The sequence below is a fragment of the Actinacidiphila polyblastidii genome (genome assembly GCF_036353415.1).
GTDB lineage: Bacteria > Actinomycetota > Actinomycetes > Streptomycetales > Streptomycetaceae > Actinacidiphila > Actinacidiphila polyblastidii.
In genome coordinates this window covers 269,020-293,603 of the sequence record NZ_JAZEWV010000006.1, presented here as the reverse complement: position 1 = coordinate 293,603, position 24,584 = coordinate 269,020, and the positions used below count along the sequence as shown (strand labels likewise).

At 73.4% G+C, this 24,584-nt stretch carries 22 protein-coding genes; 10 read left to right on the top strand and 12 right to left on the bottom strand.

Features of this window, described 5'->3' with window-relative positions; translation table 11 throughout:
- Positions 1–4: 4 nt before the first annotated feature.
- From V2S66_RS10970 to V2S66_RS10945, 6 genes are read right to left on the bottom strand one after another with little or no spacing between them, the layout of a single operon-like run.
- Positions 5–1,267, bottom strand: a complete 1,263-nt coding sequence (locus V2S66_RS10970; RefSeq protein WP_330794412.1) for a hypothetical protein — start codon at positions 1,265–1,267, stop codon at positions 5–7.
- Positions 1,264–2,271 (bottom strand): HIT family protein, encoded by a 1,008-nt coding sequence (locus tag V2S66_RS10965; protein ID WP_330794411.1) that lies wholly within the window; start codon positions 2,269–2,271, stop codon positions 1,264–1,266. Before V2S66_RS10965 ends, V2S66_RS10970 begins: the two co-directional genes overlap by 4 nt.
- On the bottom strand, positions 2,268–3,128 hold the full coding sequence (locus V2S66_RS10960) for a DUF6182 family protein (protein WP_330794410.1): 861 nt from the start codon (positions 3,126–3,128) through the stop codon (positions 2,268–2,270). The genes V2S66_RS10965 and V2S66_RS10960 overlap by 4 nt, the downstream gene beginning before the upstream one ends.
- Entirely contained in the window at positions 3,125–3,832 is a 708-nt protein-coding gene (locus V2S66_RS10955; RefSeq protein ID WP_330794409.1) for a hypothetical protein, read from the bottom strand. The genes V2S66_RS10960 and V2S66_RS10955 overlap by 4 nt, the downstream gene beginning before the upstream one ends.
- Positions 3,829–4,737, bottom strand: coding sequence for a UbiA prenyltransferase family protein (locus V2S66_RS10950; protein WP_330794408.1), 909 nt, complete (start codon positions 4,735–4,737; stop codon positions 3,829–3,831). The genes V2S66_RS10955 and V2S66_RS10950 overlap by 4 nt, the downstream gene beginning before the upstream one ends.
- A complete protein-coding gene (locus tag V2S66_RS10945; RefSeq protein WP_330794407.1) occupies positions 4,734–7,652 on the bottom strand; it encodes a PEP/pyruvate-binding domain-containing protein in 2,919 nt (972 codons plus the stop codon). Before V2S66_RS10945 ends, V2S66_RS10950 begins: the two co-directional genes overlap by 4 nt.
- Positions 7,653–8,309: 657 nt before the next feature.
- On the opposite strand from V2S66_RS10945, the gene V2S66_RS10940 reads away from it, so the two are divergent.
- Together V2S66_RS10940 and poxB are read left to right on the top strand one after the other, a co-directional pair.
- Positions 8,310–8,546, top strand: coding sequence for a DUF6381 family protein (locus V2S66_RS10940; RefSeq protein ID WP_330794406.1), 237 nt, complete (start codon positions 8,310–8,312; stop codon positions 8,544–8,546).
- 159 nt (positions 8,547–8,705) lie between these two features.
- A complete protein-coding gene (gene poxB / locus V2S66_RS10935; protein WP_330794405.1) occupies positions 8,706–10,442 on the top strand; it encodes a ubiquinone-dependent pyruvate dehydrogenase in 1,737 nt (578 codons plus the stop codon).
- A 76-nt stretch (positions 10,443–10,518) separates the two neighbouring features.
- On the opposite strand, the gene V2S66_RS10930 is transcribed toward poxB, so the two are convergent.
- Positions 10,519–11,658: a peptidoglycan recognition protein family protein gene (locus V2S66_RS10930; protein WP_330794404.1), complete on the bottom strand. Its 1,140-nt coding sequence runs from the start codon at positions 11,656–11,658 to the stop codon at positions 10,519–10,521.
- Positions 11,659–12,043: 385 nt separating this feature from the next.
- Here V2S66_RS10930 and V2S66_RS10925 point away from each other — a divergent pair, with 385 nt between their 5' ends.
- Together V2S66_RS10925 and V2S66_RS10920 are read left to right on the top strand one after the other, a co-directional pair.
- The gene (locus tag V2S66_RS10925; RefSeq protein ID WP_330794403.1) at positions 12,044–12,892 is read left to right on the top strand and encodes an LLM class F420-dependent oxidoreductase; all 849 of its coding nucleotides are present in this window, start codon (positions 12,044–12,046) and stop codon (positions 12,890–12,892) included.
- Positions 12,889–13,233 (top strand): cupin domain-containing protein, encoded by a 345-nt coding sequence (locus tag V2S66_RS10920; RefSeq protein WP_330794402.1) that lies wholly within the window; start codon positions 12,889–12,891, stop codon positions 13,231–13,233. The genes V2S66_RS10925 and V2S66_RS10920 overlap by 4 nt, the downstream gene beginning before the upstream one ends.
- A 24-nt stretch (positions 13,234–13,257) precedes the next feature.
- Here V2S66_RS10920 and V2S66_RS10915 read toward each other — a convergent pair whose 3' ends face one another.
- Together V2S66_RS10915 and V2S66_RS10910 are read right to left on the bottom strand one after the other, a co-directional pair.
- Positions 13,258–13,722, bottom strand: a complete 465-nt coding sequence (locus tag V2S66_RS10915; RefSeq protein WP_330794401.1) for a nucleoside deaminase — start codon at positions 13,720–13,722, stop codon at positions 13,258–13,260.
- Positions 13,723–13,777: 55 nt separating this feature from the next.
- Entirely contained in the window at positions 13,778–14,308 is a 531-nt protein-coding gene (locus V2S66_RS10910) for a MarR family winged helix-turn-helix transcriptional regulator (RefSeq protein WP_330794400.1), read from the bottom strand.
- Between the two features lie 115 nt (positions 14,309–14,423).
- Between V2S66_RS10910 and V2S66_RS10905 the strand changes: the two genes are divergently transcribed.
- Positions 14,424–15,299: a haloalkane dehalogenase gene (locus V2S66_RS10905; protein ID WP_330794399.1), complete on the top strand. Its 876-nt coding sequence runs from the start codon at positions 14,424–14,426 to the stop codon at positions 15,297–15,299.
- Between the two features lie 135 nt (positions 15,300–15,434).
- Here V2S66_RS10905 and V2S66_RS10900 read toward each other — a convergent pair whose 3' ends face one another.
- Genes V2S66_RS10900 through V2S66_RS10890 form a run of 3 tightly spaced genes read right to left on the bottom strand, consistent with a single transcriptional unit; the run spans position 15,435 to position 19,239 of the window.
- Entirely contained in the window at positions 15,435–16,610 is a 1,176-nt protein-coding gene (locus tag V2S66_RS10900) for an acyl-CoA dehydrogenase family protein (RefSeq protein WP_330794398.1), read from the bottom strand.
- Between the two features lie 34 nt (positions 16,611–16,644).
- Positions 16,645–17,874: a cytochrome P450 family protein gene (locus V2S66_RS10895; protein ID WP_330794397.1), complete on the bottom strand. Its 1,230-nt coding sequence runs from the start codon at positions 17,872–17,874 to the stop codon at positions 16,645–16,647.
- Positions 17,875–17,907: 33 nt separating this feature from the next.
- Positions 17,908–19,239, bottom strand: coding sequence for an FAD-dependent oxidoreductase (locus tag V2S66_RS10890; protein WP_330794396.1), 1,332 nt, complete (start codon positions 19,237–19,239; stop codon positions 17,908–17,910).
- Between the two features lie 241 nt (positions 19,240–19,480).
- Between V2S66_RS10890 and V2S66_RS10885 the strand changes: the two genes are divergently transcribed.
- From V2S66_RS10885 to V2S66_RS10865, 5 genes are all read left to right on the top strand, one after another.
- The gene (locus V2S66_RS10885; RefSeq protein ID WP_330794395.1) at positions 19,481–20,710 is read left to right on the top strand and encodes an epoxide hydrolase family protein; all 1,230 of its coding nucleotides are present in this window, start codon (positions 19,481–19,483) and stop codon (positions 20,708–20,710) included.
- Positions 20,711–20,791: 81 nt separating this feature from the next.
- Positions 20,792–22,180, top strand: a complete 1,389-nt coding sequence (locus V2S66_RS10880) for a condensation domain-containing protein (RefSeq protein WP_330794394.1) — start codon at positions 20,792–20,794, stop codon at positions 22,178–22,180.
- 33 nt (positions 22,181–22,213) lie between these two features.
- On the top strand, positions 22,214–23,062 hold the full coding sequence (locus V2S66_RS10875; RefSeq protein ID WP_330794393.1) for a TauD/TfdA dioxygenase family protein: 849 nt from the start codon (positions 22,214–22,216) through the stop codon (positions 23,060–23,062).
- Between the two features lie 232 nt (positions 23,063–23,294).
- Positions 23,295–23,630 (top strand): YciI family protein, encoded by a 336-nt coding sequence (locus V2S66_RS10870; RefSeq protein WP_330794392.1) that lies wholly within the window; start codon positions 23,295–23,297, stop codon positions 23,628–23,630.
- 103 nt (positions 23,631–23,733) lie between these two features.
- A complete protein-coding gene (locus tag V2S66_RS10865) occupies positions 23,734–24,576 on the top strand; it encodes a phytanoyl-CoA dioxygenase family protein (protein WP_330794391.1) in 843 nt (280 codons plus the stop codon).
- Positions 24,577–24,584: the final 8 nt, after the last annotated feature.

Below are 24,584 nucleotides of genomic sequence, written 5' to 3'. Positions count from 1 at the left end.
GCGGTCACCTGCCCACGCCGGCGGGGACCCCGGCCTCCTCGCGGTGCCCCATGACGACCTGCAGCAGCCCGCCCACCGGCACCGCCGGATCGCGGCTGACCAGCGCGCCGGTCACCTGGTACGGGTCGGCGTAGCGGCGGCGGCCCGCGCGGGCCGCCAGGTAGCCGCCCGCCGCGGTCAGCTCGGCCGCCGCGGGCACACCGCCGCCGTGCCGGTCCAGCAGTCGCCGCGCCCGGTGCATCCAGCGCCGCATGTGCTCGGCGGAGAACGACTGCGGGGCGGTGCGGCCGAGCCCGGCCACCAGGTACAGCCGCAGCCCGAGCCGGAAGACGTCCGCGCCGAACTCCTCGACCAGCGCGCCGGAGAAGGCGCCGAGGGTGTAGCCCTGCCAGCCGCCGTGGCGGGTGGAGCGGACGCTGCCCTCCAGCGGCACCCGCGGCACCTCGTAGCGCACCACCTCGGCGCCGAGCGCGGTCAGCACGTGCGCCACCGTGCGGTAGTCGGTGCGCAGTTCGACGTCGTGCGCGAGCACCACCACGTCGTAGCCGTCGAGCAGCGGCACCAGCTGGCGCAGCAGGTAGAGCAGGTAGTTGGGCTGCCCGTCCGGGTCGCTCACGGTGCGCAGCGGCAGTCCCGCGGTGGTGGCGTCCAGATAGACCGGGGCGCCCAGCTCCCGCGCGTCGATGCACAGGTCCCGCTCGGCCAGCAGGCCGAGCACCTCGTCCTCGGCGGCCGGCTCGGGTCCGCCGCGGCCGAGCCGCGGGTCGAACATGCCCAGCAGCCGGTAGTGCTCCTCCCACAGGTCGAGCAGCCGGGCGCTCACCGGGTGCATCTCCCCGGCGCGCCGGGCCTGCCGCGGCGCGGCGGCAGCGGCGGCGCTGGCAGCCGCGGTTCCGGCGGCGGTGACGGCGGAGGAGGCGGCGGCGTCCGGCGCGGGGGGCCCGGCACGGTGATATGCCGCGTACAGCTCGCCGATCTCCTCCTCGCTCATCCGCTCGTAGCCCGGCGCGGGGTCCTCGGCGAGAGCGTCGAGGTACGCCCAGAAGCCCGCCACCTGGTGGCTGCCCGCGTACGCGGTGTGGTCGTAGAGGAAGGTGACCTCCGCGAAGGTGCTGGTGGCCCGGTACAGCATGTCGAGCGAGACCAGGTACTTCAGATGGGTCGGCGTGAGCGGCTTGGTCGGGCTGACCGTGACCGGCGCGAGCAGGATGCGCGGCTCGGCCGCGGTCGGGGCGGCGGTGGCCGGGGCCGTTGCGGTGGCGGTCACGCGGCCTGCCCCGAGCCGGCCAGCGTCTTGCGCACCTGGTTCACCACGTGCTCGGCCTCCACCGGCGTGCAGTAGCCGGGGCTGCCGATGAAGGTGCGGCCGGCCGTGTGGCCCTCGGTCCGCGGGACCATCCACAGGTGGAAGTGCCCGGTGCCCTCCATGCAGGAGAAGATGTGGATACGGGACGCGCCGGTGGCCAGCTTCAGCGGGTTGGTGAAGCGCTGGATCAGCGGGCCGATCGCGGCCGCCTCGCCGGGCTCGAAGTCGGCGTAGTCCAGGAAGTGGCGGCGCGACTCGATCAGCAGGGTGCCCGCCGGCCAGTACGGGGTGGGGCCGTGCCCGACCCGCCACATGCCGTCGTCCACCAGGTGGCCGCCGGGCGGCACCGGGTAGCCGGCCCACGCCGGGACCGGCCGGCCCTCGTACTTGGCGCAGATCAGGCAGTCGGGCTCGTGGGCGGTGCGCCCGGCGAGCAGCCGGCTGAAGGGGTCCCGGACCCGCGCGAGCGGTTCGAGCTGGGCGTGCAGCACGTACCAGGCGTCGAGCGCGGCGGCCTGCGCGGCGGCGTCCGCGGGGTCGACGAGGGTCCGCGCGGCCGCCTCCGACCAGCGCTTCTCGGCCTGCTGCGGGTCCTGCTCGCCGGTGAGTTCGGCGATCTGCGGCCACGAGCTGCCGCGGCTGCGCGCGTAGCCGACCAGGGCCGCCCGCACCTCCTCGTACTCGCCGGACATCAGGTCCCACAGCCGCGCGGCCAGGTCCGCCTCGCCCGTCGCCGCGCCGCCGGCCGCGCCGTCCTGCGCGGCGACCGCGGTGCGCAGCGCCTCCGACAGGTCGCGCAGCCGTGTGGACAGGTGCAGCCGGGCCAGGTCGGGCTCGGTGAAGTGGGGGGCGCCGGCGCCGGGCTCGCCGGGGCCGAGATCGCCTCCTGTGGCGGGCACGGAGGACGCGGGGGCGTCGGACACGGGGGCGGCGGAGCCGCTCTCGGTGGGGTCGGGCGCGTTCACAGGTTCCCTTCCTTCGGGTCGAGCCAGGTGTAGAGGCGGAGCCGGTCCGGATCGCCGTCGCGGAAGTGCACCCGGGCGTACCCGGGTTCGCGGGACGCGGTGGTGCCGTCGATGTCCTGACAGTGCGTCAGCACAAGCGGCTCGTCGGGCCGCAGCAGGCCGAGGAGGACCGCCTCGGCGAGCGTGTGGTGCAGGTGGACCAGGTACTCCACGAGCCCGAGACCCCGTACGGCGACGTGCAGGCGGCGGCCGCGGGGGGTCGCGGCGGGCGGCGGGCCTGGCGCCGAAGACGCCCCCGGTGACGGGCCGTCGGCCGGGACGGCCGGGCAGGCGACGGTCGCGGGCAGCCGCGGCAGCCGGCCGTTGAGGGGCTTCAGCAGCCGGCACGGGCCCGGCAGCCTGCCCTCGGCGAAGGGACCGAGCCAGGCCGCGCTGCCGCCGGGGGCGACCGTGCGCACCGGTAATCGCGCGGCGAGATTGGCGGGGTTGCCGAAGAGGAAGCGGGTCAGCGTCCACGAACGCTCCCAGTCCGCGGCCTCCTCCTCGCCCAGTCCGGCGGCGAACTGCCGCACTCCACCGACCAGTTCCGCCAGGTCCAGGCTGCGCAGCAGCACCAGCACCGGGCTCTCCGACGCGCCGTCGGGCGCCGGTCCCGTGACCGGCTCGCGGCCCACCCGCCGGGCCCGCGCGGCGAACAGCTCGCGCAGCCGCGCCTGCCCCGGCTCGCTCCCGGCCGCAATGGCGGCGGAGGGGCTGCCGGCCGAGGGGAGCGCGCCCGTACGAGCCGAGCCCGTTCCGCCCGCGGCCGCGCGGTCCGCGGCCGTGCGGCCCGCCTCCGGCCGCGGCGGGGCGCTCACCGTGCCACCGCCATGCCGAGGCAGGCCAGCGCCTGCGCGAGCACGGACGCGGGGGAGGCGGTCGCGTCGACCACGGTCACCGGCAGGCCCTCGACCTCCGCGAGCACCGCGGTGCGCAGCTCCGACTGGAGCCGGACGAAGCCCGCGTGCTCGGCCAGCGCGCCGTGGTGCTCGAACGCGTTGAGCGCCGCGCCCCGCCGGCTGCGCAGCCAGCCCTCCTCCGGCGGCAGGTCCAGGTACAGCACACCGCGCGGCCGCGGGAAGGACCGCCAGTAGTCGAAGAGCGGCGGATGGTCCACGCCGAGCAGCCGGCACTTGGCGAGCAGCTTGTAGTAGTAGGAGTCGACGATCACCCGCTCCCGGCCGCCCGCCCGCGCCAGCTCGTCGCGCAGGTGCAGCACGATCGGGTGCAGCACCGAGAGCACCAGCTCCGCCGTGTAGCGCCGGCCGGTCCAGGCGAAGGCGTCGTCGACCCACTGCCTGCGCAGCTCCCTGATCAGCGGATGCCCGTCCAGATAGCGGTCGTCGTACGAGATCACGTGCCAGCCGTGGTCGTCGTGCAGCCGGCCGAGCAGCGTGGACTTGCCGGCGAAGTCCGGGCCCACCAGGGTCCAGAAGTCCGCCTCGGCCCGGCTGTCCCGGCTGTCCCGTTCGTCCCGGCCCTCCCGGCCGGTCTGCGCGGCGCGCCGCCCGTACCCGTTCATGCCGGCCCTCCCTTGCTGATCCAGCCGACCGCGAGAAAGCTCGCGTACATCACCGGCACGTACGAACGGGTGAGCGCTGCCGGCCAGGTCAGCGAGCCGCCCGCGAACCGGGCGGCGGCGAGCGCCGGCAGCGCGCAGGGGGCCAGCACCAGCCAGCCCGCGCCGTGACCCGGCGCGCCGGGGTCCCACGGCCGCAGGATCGCCAGCGCCAGGCCGGCCGCCGCCACCGCGCAACCGAGCGCGGTCAGCGAGGTGCCGGACGGGCCGAGCACGGTGACGTAGGTCCGCTCCCCGGGGCGCGGGTTGCGGGTCGCCTTGCGGCCCAGCTCCAGGCACAGCCCGCCGAGCGTCGCCGACACCACGGCGAGCAGTCCTGACACGGTCGGATGCCCGTGCTCCGCGCGCAGGAACCCGGTGTACACGTAGAGGCTGATCAGCGTCTGGATCGGCAGGTTGACCGCCAGGTGCAGCGCGAGCTGCTCGCCGTCCGGCCAGCCGGCCAGCCGGTCGGCCGCGATCACCGCCGCGGTGTACGCGAACTGCGCCAGCAGCGCCAGCGCCACCACCCCGCGGCCCGCGTTGAGCAGCAGCAGGAGCGCGCCGCCGACGACGGCGAGCGCCACCAGGTCGCGTTCCCGCACGACGCCGGCGGGCAGCGGCCGCTCGGGGTGGTGGGCGCGGTCGTAGTCCTGGTCGCGGATGTCGTCCAGGGCCCGCATCAGCAGCATGTCGACGACGAGCGTGACGGTGGTGACGGCGAGCCCCGGCCCCGGACGCCAGTGGTCGACCGCGCCGGTGACGCTGGCGAACAGCGCGGTCAGCCCGGCCGCCCACGCCACCGTGAACGGCAGCTGGACGCGGAGCGGATAGGCGAGCGCGGCGTAGCGCCCCCAGCGGCGGATCACGAGGGCTCCTCGTCCAGCAGGCGGACGGTGCCCGCGCGGCCGTCGACCTCCACGGGCGCGCCGTCGGCGATCAGCGCGGTGGCGTCGCGGACGGCGACCACCGTCGGGATGCCCAGCAGCCGCCCGGTGATCGCCGTGTGCGACAGCAGGGTGCCCCGCTCCACGACGAGCGCCCGCGCCGACATCATCAGGAACAGCCAGCCCGGATCGGTCTCCCTCGCCACCAGGATCCGCCCCTCGCACTCCTCCGCGGTCACCGTCGGGTCGAGCACCACCTTGGCCCGGCCGCGCACGGTTCCGGCGCTGGAGGCCAGGCCGCGCAGCACGGTCCCGTCCCCCGCCGGGCCGCCCGGGGCGGTCCCCGCCGGCGGCCCGTCCCGTCCGGCGAGCACGCCGGCCCGGTACGCGGCCAGCGCGGCGGCGGGCGGCACGCCCGGTTCCGTCTCCAGCCGGGCCGGCAGCGGCGGCAGCTGCGACCAGCGCTCGCGCTCGGCGGCGCGGACCGCCGCCAGGCCGCGCAGGTCGGAGCCGGCCAGGGTGCCGTCGAACGCCCCGAGCACCTCGTCGGCGGTCAGGTCGAGCACGTCACGCGCGTCGTCCAGGCGTCCCGCGGCGGCGAGTTCGGCGCCCAGCCGCAGCAGCAGTGCGCGGGTGTCGCCGAAGAGCTGGGTGCGGCAGAAGCGGGTGTCCTCGCGGACCTTCAGCAGGCCGCGCATCGCCGCGAAGCCGGCGCCGAGCGCGGCGCGCTTGAGCGGATTGCCGCAGCGCTCCCGCAGCTCGGTCTGCGCCTGGGCGCGCACCTGGCGCGCGCTCTCCCGGACCGCGGCGACCGTCAGGCCCTGCCGCAGGTTCACCCGCACGTCGTGCAGCACCGTCCACGGCTGCGTGCGGGGGGTGGCCGACTCCAGCTTCAGGTCGTGCATCCCGCGGTCGCCGTGCCGGCGGATGTGCTCGCGCAGCGCGCCGGCGAAGGCGGTCCTCGCGGCGGGGTCGGCCGCCGGGAGGCCGGCCGCCGGGGGGCCCTCCGGCGAAGGGTCCGCCACGGCGGGTGACGGCGCGGCGGGCGGCGGCGTGGCCGGCTGCGGCGGCGCGGCGCCGGGGGCGGCCATCAGGTCGTCCCAGAGCTGCCGGGCCGGAGTGTCACCGAGGACCGCCTCGCGCAGCTCGGGGGAGGACCCGCAGGTCTCGGCGGCGGCGATCAGCGAGTGGAGCGCGGCGGCCGAGCGGTTGTCCGGACCGCCGACCAGCATGCCGTTGAGCAGACCGCGGTCGGCGTCGGGGACCCAGCGCTTGAGCAGCCGGTTGGTGACCAGGGTCGCGGTGAACAGGAACACGCCGTTCACCAGCGTCACGCCCCACCGCCTGGCGACCTCCTGCCACAGGGCGCGGTACGCGGCCACCGCCTCGTCCGGCGCGAGCCGGTCCACGTCGGCGAACCGTTCGTGGTAGCCGTCCCACCAGCGCAGGAACGCCCGCACCCGTAAGGGGTGCACGGCGAGGCGGCCGGCGATCTCGGCGACGTGCAGCGCGTCCGCGGCCCGCAGCCCCTCCTTGCGGCCGGGGTCGCGCCCGGCCAGCCCCAGCGACTGCTCCCACGTCGACCACAGCGGCCGGAAGCAGCGCATCTGGGCGTGCAGCCGGTACCAGGAGTCGAGCCGGTAGTAGACCCGGCCGTCGAGGTGGCCGATCATCTGGGCCAGCAGTGACTGGTTGCGGCGCAGGGTGCGGGCCGGCACGCCCATCCGCCGGTAGAGGTCGCCGAAGCCCACCTCGTACAGCCGGTGCGCGACCGAGAAGGTCAGCGCCGAACTGACGCCGGGGAAACTCTCGGTGACGTTGTTGTTGTCCCAGATGGTGGTGGCCGTGGCCGCCGTCCCGGTCCCTGCGCCCGGGGCCGTCGCTGCCGTCGTCGTCCCGGGCCGCGGCTGCGGCCGCGGGTCGGGCGGGGCGCTCTGGGCGGTGGCCGGGCGGGCCTGCACCAGGTGCACGGCGCCGTCCGCGGTGAGGGCGCCCTCGATGTCCTGCGGGCCGCCGAAGTGCTCCTCGACGCGCAGCGCCAGGTCGGTGATCTCCTTCACCTCGGCCTCGGTGAGCACCGGCAGCGCGGCGAGCCGCTCGGGCACGGGTAACGGCACCGGGCCGTCGGCGGGCCGCAGCGGGTCGAAGCCGACCGCGCGCGTCTTCACGACGATCTCGGACTCGATGCCGCCGGACGCCCGGTCGACGAAGAAGTGGTCGACGTCCGCCCGCTCCTGGACGACGCCCTCGCCGATGCCGTGCGCCGCCGCGACGACGCAGCGCGCCGCGCCGTCCCGCGGGTCGCGGGTGAAGGCCACGAACGAGCGCGTCCCCATGGCCATCCGCTGCACGCCGACCGCCACCCGCGCGGTCAGCGGGTCCAGGCCCCGCCGGACGCGGTAGGCGACCGCCTCGGGGTTGAACGCGGACGCCCAGCACTGGGCGATGCGCGCCGCCAACTGGTCGCGCGCCACATAGAGATAGCTGTCGCTGAGCCCCGCGAAGGGGTCCTGCTCGCCGTCCTCGCCGCCCGAGGGGTCGCCGGGGCGCGGTACGACACACGCCCGCACGGCGACCAGGCCCCGCGGACCGGCGAGGTCGTCGAAGCCCGCGGTGAGGGCGGCCGCCAGCGTGGCCGGCAGGGGGAGCCGCGGTATCCGCTCGCGCAGCCGCGCGGCCAGTTCGGGAACCGGAGCCTGCGCCTCGGCCACGGCGGCCGCGACCTCGGGTCCGACCACCGCGTCGTAGACGCCGGCTGGCACGCAGACCAGCGGCGGCACGGGGAAGCCCGCGGCCGAGAGCACGACCTGCCGGGCGAACTTGTGCCCGACCTGTTCCGGATCGGTCAGCTCGGGCCCGCTCGCGACGAGGGTCGTGTCACTGTGCCCGGTCGTCATGGGTGCCTCTCCTGGTGGGTTCCGGGCCGGCCGCAGGACAGGGGAGCACGGCCGGCCACCCGCCTCGCGACGCCGTATCCGGGATATGTGTGGCGCGGACGGACTGCGTCAGTGGAATTGCACAAATGGCCTGGCCCCCTCGGGTCCGCAGCATGTGCGGACAGTGATGAAAAACCGCGCCCTGGAACTCATGTATCTTTCGCCGCGCCGACCGCTGCGGACTTCTTCCAACTTGCTGTCTGCCTCACGGCCACCGGCGTCCCTATAGGAGTTCAGGGGTCCGTCACCCTGAATAGCCGCACATGCGAGGTATGATCACTTTGCGCCGCAAGTGTGCTCACCTGCGGCGGACCTACGGACATGGGACCGCGACCAGGCACAGGGCCGGCAGCTGAATTCCGCCGTGCATCGTTGCGGAATGCGCGGGTAATCGGCTAGGTGACGAAGTGGGCGAGGTCTGCGGCGCTCGGAAGTCGGGGCCAATACCACATGCGGAAAGTGTGCGCTCACTTTCCGCGGCGTCACCGGAACGTCATGCCGGGGAAACGCATTTCAGCGGGTGTCCGGGGCGGTCGGCGCGGCCCTGGGTGGCAGGGAGCGGCCGGGGCTGTTTGGCTGGAGGGGACAGCCTTCCGCGTACGGAGCGAGGCCCGGGTCATGGACGAGACAGGCGCGACAGACACCTCAGGCGGGATCGACGAGACCGGCGGCACGGGCGAGGCCCTCCGCCACGTCAGGAAGATGCGCGCGCGTGCGCAGTCGCTGGAGGCGGACGCCGAACGCTCCGCCGACCCCGACGAGCGCAGGCGGCTGCAGGGCGAGGTCGAGCGGCTCGAGTTCGACTGCGAGCAGGAAAGCATGATGGCCGCGGGGGACATCTACCCCACCCGGTGACCGTACCACCGCGGAGTGTGACGCCGAGGCCGGAGATCCGGTGCTTGGAGTGTCCGGGGCTCAGAGCGTCCGGGGCTCGGGGCTCGGGGTCCGGGGTCCGGGTCCGGGGGCCGGAGTACCGGTGGAGGGTCCAGGTCGAGTCGAGGTCGAGGAGTGCGGATGGCAGGCACCGTCGCGGACGTCATGATCGGCACGCTCAAGGCATCCGGGGTGCGGCGCGTCTACGGGCTGCCGGGCGACTCCCTCAACGGGTTCACCGACGCGGTCCGCCGCGACGGAGACCTGCGCTGGGAGCACGTGCGGCACGAGGAGGCGGCCGCCTTCGCCGCGGCCGGTGAGGCCGGCACCACCGGGCGCCTCGCGGTGGCCGTCGGCAGCTGCGGTCCCGGCAACCTGCACCTGGTCAACGGGCTCTTCGACGCCCAGCGCAGCCGCGTCCCGGTGCTGGCGATCGCCGCGCACATCCCGCGGGTGGAGATCGGCGGCGGGTACTTCCAGGAGACCCATCCGCAGGAGCTGTTCCGCGAGTGCAGCGTCTACTGCGAGATGGCCGCCGTCCCCGAGGAGGTGCCGCGGCTGCTGGAGATCGCGATGCGCTCGGCGGTGGAGCGCGGCGGCGTCGCGGTCCTGGTGGTCCCCGGCGAGCTGTTCCTGGCGCCCGCGCCGGAGGGCGCCGCCGCCCACCGGGTGGTCAGGGCGGCCGCCCACGTCACGCCGGACGAGGCCGCGCTGCGGCAGGCCGCCTCGGTGCTCGACGGGGCGGAGGCCGTCACGATCCTGGCCGGCGCGGGCTGCGAGGGCGCCCACGACGAGGTGCTCGCCCTGGCCGGGGCGCTCAAGGCGCCCGTGGTCCACTCGCTGCGGGGCAAGGAGTTCCTCGGCTACGACAACCCCTACGACGTCGGTCTGACCGGGCTGATCGGCTACAGCTCCGGCTACCGCGCGATGGAGCACTGCGACGCCCTGCTCATGCTCGGCACCGACTTCCCCTACCGGCAGTTCTACCCGCAGAAGGCGCCCGTCGTGCAGGTGGACGTGCGCGGCGAGCAGATCGGCCGGCGGGTGCCGGTGGACGTGCCGCTCGTGGGCACCGTCGGCGACACCGCGCGGGCGCTGCTGCCGCTGCTGCGGCCGAAGTCCGACGCCTCGCATCTGGACCGGATGACCGCGCACTACGCGCGGGTCCGCGCCCGGCTGGACCGGCTCGCCGAGTCCAAGCCCGCGGACTCGCCGGTGCACCCGCAGTACGTGGCCGCCGCGGTCGACCGGCTGGCCTCGGCCGACGCCGCGTTCACCGCCGACGTGGGCACGCCGACCGTGTGGGCGGCCCGCTACCTGACGATGAACGGCCGCCGCCGGCTGACCGGTTCGTTCAACCACGGCAGCATGGCCAACGCGCTGCCGCACGCGATGGGCATCCAGGCCGCGCACCCCGACCGCCAGGTGGTCGCGCTGTGCGGGGACGGCGGCCTGGCCATGCTGCTGGGCGAGCTGCTCACCCTGCGCCAGCTCCGACTGCCGGTCAAACTCGTGGTGTTCGACAACGCCTCGCTGTCGTTCGTCGAGTTGGAGATGAAGGCGGCCGGGTTCGTCAACTACGGCACCGGCCTCGACAACCCGGATCTGAGCGGAGTGGCGCGCGCCGCCGGGCTGTTCGGTGTCCGGGTGGAGCGGGCCGCGGAGCTGGAGGACGCGCTGACGGCCGCCTTCGCGCACAACGGGCCCGCGCTGGTCGACGTGCGCACCGCGCGGCACGAGCTGTCGATGCCGCCGAAGATCACGTACGAGCAGCTCAAGGGCTTCACGCTCTACGCCACCCGCACCATCCTGTCCGGCCGCGCCGACGAGATCGTCGAGCTGGCCAGGACCAACCTGCGCGAACTCGGCCGCGAGTAGCCGGCCAGCGGTCCGCGAGCGGCCCGCTGGCCCGGCCGGCGGCAGGCCCGCCGCCGGCCGGACCAGCACGCCTGCGTCAGAGGCGGAACGCCTCGCGGACCGAGCCGCCCACGACCGCGCACCAGGTGCTGAGATCGACCTTGCCGTCGGGGTGCAGGCCGTGCAGGCGCTGCATGTCCTGGACGGCCTTCATGGTGGCGTGGTCGTACTCGCCGGTGATGCCGACGGTGCCGGCGTAGCCCTTGATGGCCAGCATGTACTGGACGGCCTCCACCGGGAGCCCGGTGGCGTTCTTGTCCAGGACCGGCGCGAGGGCCTCCCAGGTGGCGGTGTCGAAGGTGGCGTCCGCGGTGACCGGGATGCCGTGGGCGGTCTGGAAGTCCGCGACCATCGGGTTCATGTCGGTGCCGAAGACCCCGTCGACGGCCAGGTCGGTGTAGCCGGCGTTCACCAGCAGGTACTGCGCGACCTGCACCACCTGGCTGTCCACGAACCGCCAGATGTCCGGCCACCGCCGCGCGGGCGCGGCTGACGGGGAGACGCCCAGGCCCTTGAGCACGCGGGTGCGGATCTGCGGGAACTCGGCGTAGAAGGCGATGCCCGGACAGTCGGTGCCCAGCCGGAAGTCCCAGTGGCCGAAGATGTCCCAGGCGTTCAGGCGGAACTGCCGGCAGACCGCCACGCACAGCTCGACCAGGGAGTCGACGAGCGCCTGCGGCGGCGTCTCGGTGATGTAGGTGCCCTCGTTCTCGATGCCGATGGCGTTGCCGTTCTCGCCCGGGCAGTGCGCCGAGACCACCTGGTGCTGCCCGGCGTCCAGCGTCTCCAGGCTGCGGTGGCGCCCCTCCAGCACGTATCCGCCGCGGCTGACGGTGAAGTGCTGGCCTGTGTCCGCCCAGCCGTTGGTGTCCATGTGCAGGTCCTGGCAGTCCTTCGCCAGCTGGACGGCGTGGTCACGGGAGTAGTCCGTGACGTTGGGGAACGCCATGTGGTGCAGGATGATCTTGTTGGTGGTGTTCCCGGTGATCTGGATCGGGCTCGACGGCGGCCGCGCGCCCCAGGTGTCGCAGTCGATGATCCAGGGGAACTGCGGCGACGGAGTCGCGTCGGCCGCGCCGGGAAAGGCCAGTTCGGTCCCGACGACCGCGGCGACCGCGGTCCCGAGGCCGGCTCTGAACAGGGTGCGTCGGTCGACCTCGTGCTCATGGATGGCCATGCATGCTCCGGAGGGGGACGAGGCAGCCTCTTCTGACTGCCCGTGATCCCTGGAATATATTCTCAGAGTTGACGGTGGGCCAGAAAGTTTTCACCATCGGCCGCGCCGCCGCCGGGCATAGCGGGACAACTGCGCCCGGCCTGCCGGGAGACGCCCGCAGGGGCGGCCGGGGGACGGTGATCGCCCCGGTCCCCGGCAGCCCCTCGCAGCGGGGCGGCTTGACAGCGGCCCCCGGCGAGCATGTGATGGGGGCGACCACCTGTGGACATGCGGTCCTGGCCCCCGCCGAGTGGTCGAGCAGCCGGTGGCTGCCGCACCGGTACGGCCGGACCGCGTCGGGAAGGGTATCCCCGCGATCATGCAACTCGGCCTTCACCTCGCAGACATGACGTTCCCCGGCGGAGCGCCGACGCTCGGCCGCGACCTGGCCGCCGCGGCCAAGGCAGCGGAGGACGCGGGCTTCAGCCGCGTGTCCGTCATGGACCACCTGTGGCAGATCGAGGGCGTGGGCCCGCCGGAGCACGCCATGCTGGAGGCGTACACCGCGCTCGCCTACCTCGCCGCCGCCACCGAACGGGTCGAGCTGCTGGCCTGGGTGACCGCGGCCGGCTACCGCCACCCGGGCATGCTCGCCAAGGTCGTCACCTCGCTGGACGTGCTGTCCGGGGGGCGGGCGGCGCTCGGTGTCGGCGCCGGCTGGTTCGAGGCGGAGGCGGTCGGCCTGGGACTGCCGTTCCCGGGCGTCGCCGAGCGCTTCGAGGTGCTGGAGGAGACGCTGCAGATCTGCCTCCAGATGTGGGACGACGACAACGACGGCCCCTACCAGGGCAAGCACTACCAGCTCGCCCGCACCCTCAACTCCCCGCAGTCGCTGCGCCGTCCGCACCCGCCGATCCTGATCGGCGGCGGCGGCGAGAAGAAGACGCTGCGGATGGTCGCCCAGTACGCGCAGGCGTGCAACCTCTTCCCCGGCCCCGAGCTGCCGCACAAGCTCGACGTGCTGCGCGAGCACTGCGGCGCGCTCGGCCGGGACTACGACGAGATCGAGAAGACGGTCATGACGGTCCTCGACCCGGGCGACGGCGGCGAGCACGCCGACGCCGTCCTGGAGCAGCTGGGCGCGCTGGCCGCGCTGGGCGTCACCCACGTGCAGGCGATGGTCCCGGACGTCACGAAGCCGGGACGCCTGGAGGTGTTCGCCGAACGGATCGTCCCCGAGGCGTCCCGCCTGTGAAGGACGAGCACGAGTTCTTCGACGTCCGGGCGCTGGACTGGACGCCGGCGGACGGATCGCCCGGCGTGACCGAGCGGGTGCTGGCGGCCGGGCCCGACCCGGCCGCCGACCTCACCCGGCTGGCGCGCTGGGCGGCCGGCCTGGACACCTCGGCGGCGGGCGTGATCCGGCACCCGTACCAGGAGGAGGTCTACCTGCTGGAGGGCGAGTTGGAGGACCTCACGCTGGGCAGGACGTTCGGTCCCGGCTGGTACGCGTCCCGCCCGCCGGGGATGCCGCACGGGCCGTACCGGACCGCGACGGGCTGCGTGATGCTGGAGATCCGCTCGCCGCGCTCCTGAGGCGCGTCCGGTGCGGCGGCGCGGTCAGAGCGCCTCCTGGCGGCCGATGTCCTCGAACCACAGCTCGGGGCGGGCGGCGATGAAGTCCCGCATCAGGTCGTAGCACTCGGGGTCGTTCAGCAGGGTGATCCGCACGCCGTGCTCGGCCAGCCAGTCGTGGCCGCCGTGGAAGGTGCGGGCCTCGCCGATCACCACGTGGCCGATGCCGAACTGGCGCACCAGGCCCGAGCAGTACCAGCACGGCGAGAGCGTGGTGACCATCGTGGTGCCGGCGTAACCGCGCAGCCGGCCCGCGGCGCGGAAGGCGGAGGTCTCGCCGTGCGCGGAGGGGTCGCCGTCCTGCACCCGGCGGTTGCGGCCGCGGCCGAGCAGCTCGCCGTCCGCCCCGAAGAGGGCGGCCCCGATCGGGATGCCGCCCTCGGCGAGTCCGGCCCGCGCCTCCCGCAGGGCCACCGCCAGCATCGCCGCCGCGTCCGTCGTCCCCGTCATCCCTCCACTGTCGGGGGCGCGGCGTCCGGCCGCAAACGTACGCGGGCCCGCGCCGTCAGGTGGCGGGTCCGCGGCCCGCGGCGGGGCGGCGGCCCTGCGGGCGGGCGGCGTGGTGGTCGAGCAGCCGCGCCAGCAGGCCGCTGAGCTGCTCGCGCTCGCCGGGTCCCAGCGGGGCGAGCAGCTCCTCCTGGGCGGCGGCGACGAGACCGTCGAGCCGTTCCAGGTGCCGCCGGCCCCGCGCGGTGAGCGAGATGACGTTGCGGCGCCGGTCGGCGGGGTCCGGTGCGCGCTCGACGTGTCCCGCCGCGGCCAGCTCGTTGACCACCGCGACCATGTCGCTGCGGTAGATGCCGGTGCGCCCGCTCAGCTCGGACTGGCTCGCCGGGCCCTTGTCCTGGAGGGCGACCAGCGCCGCGTAGTGCCACTTGCGGGCGCCCGCGCCCGCCAGCTCCTCGTTCACCAGCCGCTCCGCGTGCATCGCGGCGTGCGCGATCATCCGGCTCGGCAGCGAGCGCAGCCGGGCGGGCGGCTCCCAGGCGGCGGTGGCGGGGCCGGGCGCGGCGTCGGTCTCATCGGCCTTGGTCATGGCGGCCATCCTACCGTTGCGTTAGAGCGACTAACGAGGTAGCTTCGGTAGTGGCGCTAACGTTCATCGCACTAACAAGTCTTCGAGAGTCCGCTCCGGTGAGAAGAGGCAGCTCATGCCCGTCGTCGACGTCCTCGACTCGACCCTGCACTACGAAGAGGTCCGCTCCGGTGCGGACCCCGACTCCGGTCCTGCCGTCGTGCTGCTGCACGGCAACCCGGGCTCCTCGCACGTCTGGCGCCATGTGCTGCCCGGCATCGGCCCCGGGCGGCTGCTGGCGCCCGACCTGATCGGCATGGGCCGCTCGGGCAAGCCCGACATCCCCTACGACTTCGCCGACCACGCCCGCTACCTCGACGCCTGGTTCGACACGCTCGGGCTGGACCGGGTGGTGCTGGTCGGCCACGACTGGGGCGGCGCGCTGGCCTTCGACCGGGCCGCCCGGCATCCCGGCCGGGTGGCCGGCATCGCCTTCCTGGAGAGCATCGTCCGGCCCGTCGCCCGCGCCGACCTGTCGCCCCAGGCGCGCCGCCGCTCCGAGATGGTGCTGGCGCCCGGCGCGGAGGAGACGCTGCTCGGCGAGGACGTGCTCGTCCGGATGGCGTTCACCGGCGCCGGGGTGCTGAACCCGGTGTCCGACGAGGACCTCGCGGCCTATCTCGCGCCCTACCGGACCCGCGCGGACCGCCGGCCGCTGCTCGCCTGGGCCCGGCAGATCCCGCTCGACGGCGAACCGGCCGCGGTGGTCGCGCGGATCGAGGCGTTCGGCGCCTGGCTCGCCGCCAGCAGCCAGGTGCCCAAACTGCTGATGACCTTCGAGGGCTCGCCGACGCTGCTTGTCGACAAGGCGACCGCCGACTGGTGCGCGGAGCACGTCGCCGCGCTGGAGACCGTCCCCTGCGGCGAGGCCGCCCACCACGCCCCGGAGGACCAGCCCGCCGCGATCGCCGCGGCGGTGCTGGCCTGGCGCGCCCGCCACGGGCTGCTCTGAGCGCCGCCGCCCCCGTCCGCCCCCCCGTGCCTGCCGCCTGGTGCCTGCGCCTGCCGTACGCGGCGCGGCCGGTCCTCCCGCACCGGGAGGACCGGCCGCCGCCGGTCGCAGGCCGCTCAGAGGATCACGCGGACCTCACAGGTACATCGTGTTCGGCTCCAGCCCGCACAGGATCCGTCCGTACAGCTCGATGTTGGTGGTCGCGTGCATGAGCGCGTGCACGCTCAGCGCGTGCAGGTCGCGGACCGGGCGCTGGATCGCGCTGGAGGTGTAGAGCGACGAGCCGCCGCTCTCGTCGCCGAGCGTCGTGGCCGCGGTGTTGGCCAGCTGGAAGACCCGGCCGAGGTAGGCGCGGGCCTTGACCCGCTCCGCCAGGTCCCAGCGCTCCTCCGCGGCCCCCTTGGCGTCCACCAGCGAGGCCAGCCGGGTCGCGTGCGACTCGGCCTCCTCGATCTGCAGGGCCGCCTCGGCGATCTTCAGGTGCGTGACGGGCGCCTCGCGCCTGCTGGCGTAGTCGGTGTAGGTGATCTTGTGGTCGAGCTGGTCGGTGAACGCCGCCTGGGCGGCCTTCGCCAGCCCGATCGCGGTCCCCGTGAAGGTGGCGCAGCCGGTGACCATCAGCGGCGTGCGGTACACCGGGGAATCGGCGTTGAGCTTGGACGCGGACTGCTCCTGCAACACCGCCACCAGCGGCAGCACCCGGTCCTGCGGCACGAAGAGGTCCTGCGCGATGGTGCTGACGCTGCCGGTGCCGGACAGCCCCGTGGTGTACCAGTCGTCGTCGACGGTCAGGTCCGAGAGCGGGACGACGGCCATCACCGGCCACTGCGACGCCCCGTCGGGGGTCGGCGCCATGGCGAGCACCACCTGCCACTGGCTGTGCTTGGCACCGCTGATGAACTGCCAGCGGCCGTTGATCACCACGCCGTCGTCGGTGGGCACGGCGGAGGCGGTCGGGCTCAGCACCCCGCACACCCGCGAGCCGCCGGCGAACACCTCGTCCTGCACGTGGTCGGGGAACTGGGCCGCCATCCACGCCGAGGTCGACCACGCGGACACGTTCCAGGCCGCCGAGCCGTCGGCGAGGCCGAGCTGGGTGATCACTTCCAGGAAGGTGGCCGCGTCGGTCTCGTAGCCGCCGTAGCGGGTGGGCACCCGCATCTTGAAGACGCCGGCGTCGGCCAGCGCCTCGAGCGACTCGTCGTGCAGCCGCCGGTTCTCCTCGCCCCACTGCGCGTGGGACCTGAGGACCGGGGCCAGTTCGGCGGTACGGCGAACGAGTTCCGTACGCGCAGTGGTGTCCGCGTTCATCGACACTCCTTCGGGGCTCTGGCGCGGATGCGCACTATGCGGCGGGGGTCAGGCGGATGGGCAGCGTGGAGGCGCCGTTGAGCAGGAAGGTGCCCTGCGGCACGACCTGGTCGGCCGGCACGCCGAGCGCCAGGTCGGGGAAGCGCTCGAAGAGCGCGGGCAGCCCGATCGCGGCCTCCATCCGGGCCAGCGGGGCGCCCAGGCAGTGGTGCACGCCGTAGCCGAAGGACAGGTGCTCCTTGTCAGCCCGGGTGATGTCGAAGCGGTCGGCGCCGTCGCCGTGGCGCCTCGGGTCGCGTCCCGAGGCGGCGAAGCCGATCAGCACCGGGTCGCCCTTGGGGATGGTCACCCCGGCGATGTCCACCTCCTCGCTGGTGAAGCGGAACGGCAGCTGCGCGATCGGCGACTCCACCCGCAGCGTCTCCTCGATCACGTCCCGCCACGGCACCCGGCCGTCCAGCACCATGGCCAGCTGGTCGGGGTGCGTGAGGAGCGCGACGACCGCCTTGCTGAGCAGGTTGGTGGTGGTCTCCGAGCCGGCGCCGAGCATCAGGTGCAGTGTGCCGGCCAGTTCGGAGTCGGTCAGCTGGGAGCCGTTGTGCTGCGATTCGATGAGCATGCTCAGCAGGTCGTCGCCCGGAGCCTTCTTCTTCATCGCCACCAGGTCGTACATGGCGTTGTGCCATTCCTCGACGTTGGCCACCGCCTCCTCGTGGTTGATGGTGGTGTCGACGTTGACCTCGCCGCCGCGCATCACATCGGCGCGCATCTCCTCGGGGACGCCGAAGAGTTCGCATATCACCTTGGTCGGCAGCGGATAGGCGTACTCGCCCTTGAGGTCGACCACTTCGCCGGGCCCGGCCTTCGACAGGTCGTCCAGCAGTTCCCGGACGATGCGTTCGACCCGCGGGCGCATGCCCTCGGTCCTGCGCAGCGTGAACGCCTTCGCCGTGAGGGTGCGGAGCCGGGAATGGGCCTCGGCGTCGTTGGTGGTCATGTTGTCCATGAGCACCCAGCCGATGAGCGGGAAGTCGTCGCCGATCTCCCCGTTGATGAACGCCGGCCAGTGCTTGCGCGCGTCCTTGGCGAACCGCTCGTCGTTGAGGACCTGGCGGACGGCGTCGTAGCCGACGACCGACCAGGCGCGGACGCCGCCGGGCAGCTCCACCTGGGCCACCGGGCCCTGGGCGAGCAGCCGGGCGCCCTCGGCGTGGACGTCACGGCCGGTGGGGTCGAGAACAATGGGCTCGGGGTGGTGCGACACGGAGAACCTCCAGCAGATCCTCGAGGGGCGCGTTCAGGACGCCCTCATCTGGCGAAGCACGCGCGAAATCACTGCGGGACGCATGAGAGCCTGGGGCGGGTCCACCAGCCCGGCGGCTCGCAAGAACGCGTCGGAAAGAGCACCGTCATGCGCCGCAGCCGATTGCAGCCGCGGAACATAGAAATTACCCATTCGGACTTTCAAGGTACGGCGTCCCTTTATCCCCGGGAATCCCAAGTCGCCTCCGACGGCCATATCCCACGGCGCGTCGATGACACCGGAAAGATCCCGGAAGAATTCCTGCGGCCGGGGCGGACGGCCTTTCTCCAGGTGTGTGCGGAGTACCAGTGCCTCAATTGCGGCGACCGTCATCCCCTGCGCGTAGATCGGATTGAAGACGCACGCGGCGTCCCCCATCACCAGCAGCCCGTCGGGCAGCCGGCTCATCCGTTCGTAGCGGTGCCGGATGTTCGCGGGGAAGTGCATGGAGACCGGCTCGGTGAGCATCTCGGCGTGTTCGAGGGCCGCGTGGATCTCCGGGACCGGCAGCCTACGCGCGTAGGCGACGAAGCCCTCGCGGTCGGTCGGCGGCCGGTCGCCGAGCAGCCCGTACATCGACAGCGCGTACCGGTCGCGCAGCCTGACCAGGGTCGCGCCGTGCGGATCGGCGGGACTCGCCACGCAGACCAGTCCGGCGCCGTCGCCGATCGGGTCCACCGGCAGCGGCGCGCGCAACTCGACCGAGGTGTAGGTCAGATCGATGCGCACCCGGTCCTGCGGCACCTGCGGATAGCCGAACTCGGTGAGCCAGCGCGGGGTGCGCGAGCTGCGCCCGCTGGCGTCGACGACCAGGTCGGCGGCGAGCACCTCCTCCGGTCCGCCGTCGGCCGGCTGCACCCGCACGCCGGTGATCCGCCCGCGGTCCTCCGACGCGGTCAGCCCGACGATGTCGGTGCGCTCCAGCAGCCGCACGTTGGACAGGGCCCGGATGCGCTCGCGTATCCGGGCCTCCAGCAGCGGCCGCTCGGCCGACACGCAGATCAGGCCGGTCTCCGCCTTCTGGATCATCCGGCCCTTGAAGTACCAGCTCAGGCCGGTGCCGAAGTCGCAGACCGGCACCCCGAGCGCGCTGAGTTCCTTGGTGATGCCGGGGAACAGCTCCTCCAGCACCTGCTGCCCCCGGGCGAGCAGGCCGTGGATGTGCCGGCCCTGCGGCACGGTGCGCCGCGGACCGTCCTCCCCGGTCAGCACGTCCCGGTCCACCACTGTCACGTCACGGTAGGTCTCGGCGAGCAGGCCGGCGGCCAGCAGGCCCGCCACGCTCGCGCCGAGAACGACGGCGCGATCCCCGACATAAGTGCCCACGGGTGTTCCTCTCATTGGCGGGCGCGACAATGATTTCAACGAATCCGGCGCAGACCGCGATCGCGCAGTCGCAACGCCTGCCGGGGAATCCAGCATCGTTGTCCCCGCCATGATTCTCTTCTCTCAGATTGCTCAATCGGAACCTGGTAATCAGGCGTTTTCCCGGTGGGTCTCGCTGGTAGCGTCCCTGCAGGAGCAGGATGTGAGTCGCCGCGTCAGCTCGACAAGTAGGAGGCTTTAGATGCGCCCCTTCCGTATCTCCATTCCCGACGAGGACCTCGAGGACCTCCGGCGGCGGCTGGCCGGTGCCCGCTGGCCGTCCGAGGTCCCCGGCGCCGGCTGGACGCGCGGAGTGCCGGTGGACTACCTCAAGGACCTCGCCGAGTACTGGCGCACCGGTTACGACTGGCGGGCCGCGGAGGCGGCGCTGAACCGCCACCCGCAGTTCGTCACCGAGATCGACGGCGCCAACGTGCACTTCCTGCACGTGCGTTCACCGGAACCCGACGCCCTGCCGCTGATCCTGACGCACGGCTGGCCGGGCTCGGTCGCCGAGTACGTCGACGTCATCGACCGGCTGACCGACCCCCGCAGCCACGGCGGCGACCCCGCGGACGCCTTCCACCTGGTCATCCCCTCGCCCCCCGGGTTCGGGTTCTCCGGACCCGCGCCGGAGGCGGGCTGGAACGTGCCGCGGATCGCCGCCGCCTGGGTCCAGCTGATGCACGGCCTCGGCTACGAGCGGTACGCCGCGCACGGCACCGACCTCGGCGTGTGGATATCGCTCACCGCCGCCGCCATGGACCCGGAGCACCTGATCGGGGCGCACGTCAGCTTCCTGCTGACGCCGCCCTCGGGCGACCCCGCGGAGCTGGCGGACCTCGACGACCAGGACCGCGCCCGGCTGGCCTACCTGGGCTCCTTCGAGGCGGACGGGCGGGCCGGCTACATGCACATCCAGTCCACCAGGCCGCAGACCCTCGCCTACGGGCTCACCGACTCACCCACCGGTCAACTCGCCTGGATCGCCGAGAAGTTCTGGGACTGGACGGAAGGCGACTCGGTCAGCCGCGACCACCTGCTCACCAACGCCTCCATCTACTGGCTGACCGCGTCCGCCGGCCCCTCGGCGCAGCTGTACTTCGAGATGGCCGACCAGCTGCCCACCTCGCCGCACCCGCCGGCCGCGACGCCGCCGCTGCCGGTACCGCTCGCGATCGCCGTCTTCGCGCACGACGCGGCGCTGCCGATCCGCAAGCTGGCCGAGCCGCGGTTCCCGAACATCATCCAGTGGAGCGAGTTCGAGGAGGGCGGGCACTTCCCCGCCCTTGAGGTCCCCGAACTCTTCGCCGCCGACCTGCGGTCGTTCCACCGCGCGCTGCGGTCCGGCGCGGGCGGCGCCCCGGTGCCCGCCCAGCGGCCCGCCGAGGAGCCCTCGCTGGAGGGCGCTCGCGGGAGCGCGGACCGCTGAGGAATTTCCCCGGCCGGACGGTCAATCCGGCGCCCTCCCGTTCGTCGGACTGTCGAACCGCAGACGAGCCGAGGAGATGACGTGCCGTTCACCCAGGACGTGTCACCGGTCCCGCACCAGGAGGGCGGGCGGGACCGGTACCCCCTCTCCAGCCAGCAGCAGCTGTGGTGCGCCGGTGAGGGGGCGGGAGCGTTCGGACCGCGGTTCATCGTGACCAAGACCCTGCGGATCACCGGCTACGTCGACGAGGTGGCCCTGCAGGGCGCCCTGGACGACGTGGCCGCCCGGCACGAGATGCTGCGCACCGTGGTGGTGCGCGACGCCGAGCCGCCGTACCAGGAGGTGCACCCGCCGTCGCCGGTGCCGCTGGTGGTGCGCGACCTGCCGGCCGCCCCCGGCGACGAACGGGACGCGCTCGCACAGCAGTTGCTCACCGAGGCCGAGGAGAGCGGCGTGCCGGTCGACGAACTGCCGCTGCTGCGGGCGGTGCTGGCCCGGTTCGACGACGAGGACTCGGTGCTCAGCCTGGTCACCCACCACACCGCCTGCGACGGCTGGTCGCTCCAGCTCATCCACCGCGACCTGGCCGCCTGCTACGCCCTGCGCACCGGTGAGGACGTGGCGCCGCTGCCGCCGGCCCGGCAGTACCGGGAGTACACCCGGTGGCAGCACGACAGCACCGCCGGGCCTGCCGCCGCGGCGAACATGGCGTACTGGCACCGGCAGCTGGACGGCGCGCCGTTCTTCACACTGCCCACCGACCGGCCGGTGCAGCCGGTGCAGACCCAGCCCTACCTGGCCCGCAACCTGGTGCTGGACGTCGGCGTGGTGGCCGACCTGGCCCGGCTCGCCAGGACCTCGCGCAGCTCCAGCTTCATGGTGATGCTCTCCGCCTTCACCGTGCTCGCCCACCGGATCAGGGGCGACCTCCACCCGGTCGTCAACACGATGATCCACGGGCGCGGCAAGCCGGAGTACCAGGACACGGTCGGGCCGTTCCTCAACTTCCTGCCGCTGCGCACCGACCTGTCCGGCTGCGACTCCTTCCACGACGTGATCCGCGCCACCCGCGCCACCTGCCTGGACGCCTACGCGCACGAAGTGCCGGTCCAGCACCTGGAGGAGGCCATCCCCTCGCTGATGGCCCCGATGGCCGACCCGGCCAACTGCGACTTCATCTTCGGGTTCTTCGAGTCGCCGGTGAGCCCGGGGACCGGGGGACCCGCGGACGACCCGTACCGCATCGGCGACGCCACCGCCGGCGTGCAGAAGATCCAGACGGTGAGCGAGCAGATCCCCGGCGGCGCCGCGTGGAACATGGGCGTCGCCTCCACCGGGGAGATCAGGGGCGCCCTGCAGTTCAACCCCGGCGAGTTCGACGAGAGCACGGCCGCCGGGTGGGTCGCGGACTACTGCCGGATCGTGCTGGCGGCCGTCGCCGAGCCGGACCGCGCCTGGAAAACGCTCTAGAACCCGTTCGTGCCGATGAGTTGGGGAGAGTTCATGACGTCCTACACGCTGGATGCGCTGAACCCGGTGTTCGGCGCCTCGATCCACGGGCTTGACCTGAGGGAACCGGTGGACCGGGCCACCGCGGACAGCCTGATCGAGGATCTGACCCGCCACCGCGTGCTGGTGCTGCGCGACCAGAAGCTGGACCACGCCGACCACGTCCGCTTCAGCCGGCTCTTCGGCCCGCTCGACGTCTACCCGGTCGCCCGGTACGTGGTGCCCGAGCACCCCGAGGTCCTGAAGATCAGCAACATCTTCGAGAACGGCGAGCCGATCGGCCTGTACGACGGCGACGAGCAGGAGGAGTGGCACACCGACTACTCCTGGAAGAAGGTCATGAGCCGCGCCTCGCTGCTGTACTCGGCGGTGGCCCCCGAGGAGGGCGGCGACACCGTCTTCGCCGACGCCACCACCGCGTACGACGACCTGCCCGAGGACGTCAAGGAGCGCATCGAGGACCTGCGCGCGGTGCACTCGATGACCTACCTGGTCGACCAGGAGCTGAAGTCCAACCCGCACAAGAAGCCGCTGACGCCCGAGGAGCGCGAGCGCACCCCCGACGTCGAGCAGCCGCTGGTCAGGCGCCACCCGGTGACCGGCCGCCGGTCGCTGCTGCTGGGCAGCATGATCATCAGCAACATCGTCGGCCTCCCCGCGGACGAGTCGGCCCGCCTGCTGGACGAGCTGCACGCCCACGCCACCGCCGCCCGGTACCTCTACCGGCACCGGTGGAGCGTCGGCGACCTCGTCATCTGGGACAACGACGCCACGATGCACACCCGCACCGCGTGCGACCACCGCCTCCACCACCGGCTGCTCTACCGCACCACGGTGATGTAGGGGCGCGTCGAGCGCCAGGGCGCCCCGAACGTCGGGGCGCCCCGAGCGCCCCTTCCGCACCGCGAGGGCGCCGCGGGCCCCGCCGGCCGGCGGCCCGGCCCGTGGTGCGCAGCGCCTGATGTCCATTCGCAGCCGTCCCGTTCGTCGCACCCCCGGGAGACCGAACAGGCAGCGAACAGCAACCAGCAGCTGCGACGAAGGCGCGAGAAGGCGCGAAGAAGGAGAAGAGACCATGAAGTACCTGTTGTTGATCTGCGCCGACCAGAACGTCGAGGTCACGCCCGAGGACGAGGCGGGCATGGCGGTCGGCACGGCCGGATGGGTGTCGGAGATGGACGGACGCGGCGTGCGGCTGCAGGGCAGCCGGCTGCGGCCGGTCAGCGACGCCACCACGGTGCGGGTCCGCGAGGGCAAGGTGGTCGTCGCGGACGGTCCGCACGCGGAGACCAAGGAGCACATCGCCGGCTACGACATCATCGAGTGCGCCGACCTCGACGAGGCGATCGAGGTGGCCGGCAAGCACCCCGTCGCCCGCTTCGGCACCATCGACGTCCGCCCCTTCTGGTAAAGCGCCAACGCCGGCTCGCGCGGGGGGCGAGCCGGACCGGACCACGAGCCGCGGCGGCCCCAAGGCGGGGCGGTGGCCCCACGACCCAGGGAGGGTCGGATCCATGACACAGACAGCAGCCGGCGCGTCCGGTGAACTCCTGCAGCCGCTCGGACCCGAGCTGATCGAGCAGTACCGGCGGGACGGCTACGTGCTCCTGCCGCCGGACTTCCTGCCCCGCGACGTGCTCGACGTGACCGCCGCCGTGATGCCCGAGGTGCTCGCCGAGGACAGCCCGGCCCGCATCCTGGAGCGCGACGGCAGCACCGTCCGCTCCGTCTACGGCCTGCACCGCAGCCGGCCGGAGATCTCCGCGCTGACCCGGCTGCCGGCGCTGCTCGGCGCGGTCCGCCAGCTGCTCGGCGACGACGTGTACGTGCACCAGTCGAAGGTCAACATCAAGGCGCCGTTCGCCGGCGACCAGTGGGAGTGGCACCAGGACTACGTCTACTGGCTGCAGGGCGACGGCATCCACCGGCCCGACCTGGTCAACGTGGCGGTCTTCCTCGACGAGGTCACCGAGTTCAACGGCCCGCTGACCTTCGTCCCCGGCTCGCACGCCGAGGGACTGCTGGCCGGCGCCGACGTCGACGGGATGCCGCTCGGCTACGAGGACGCGCCGGCCTGGGTGGCCACGCTGACCGCCGACGAGAAGTTCCAGGTCCGCCCGTCCGTCATCGAGGACCTCGCCCGAACCAACGGCCTGGTCAGCCCCAAGGGACCGGCCGGATCGATCCTGCTGTTCCACCCGAACATCCTGCACTCCTCGGCGGCGAACATCTCGCCCTTCCGCCGGGCGATGCTGCTGTTCGTCTACAACAGCGTCAGCAACAGCCCGCAGGGCATCGCCGAGCCGCGACCGGACTTCCTCGCCGATCCCGAGACGGTCGCGCTCCAGCCGCTCTGACCGCACCG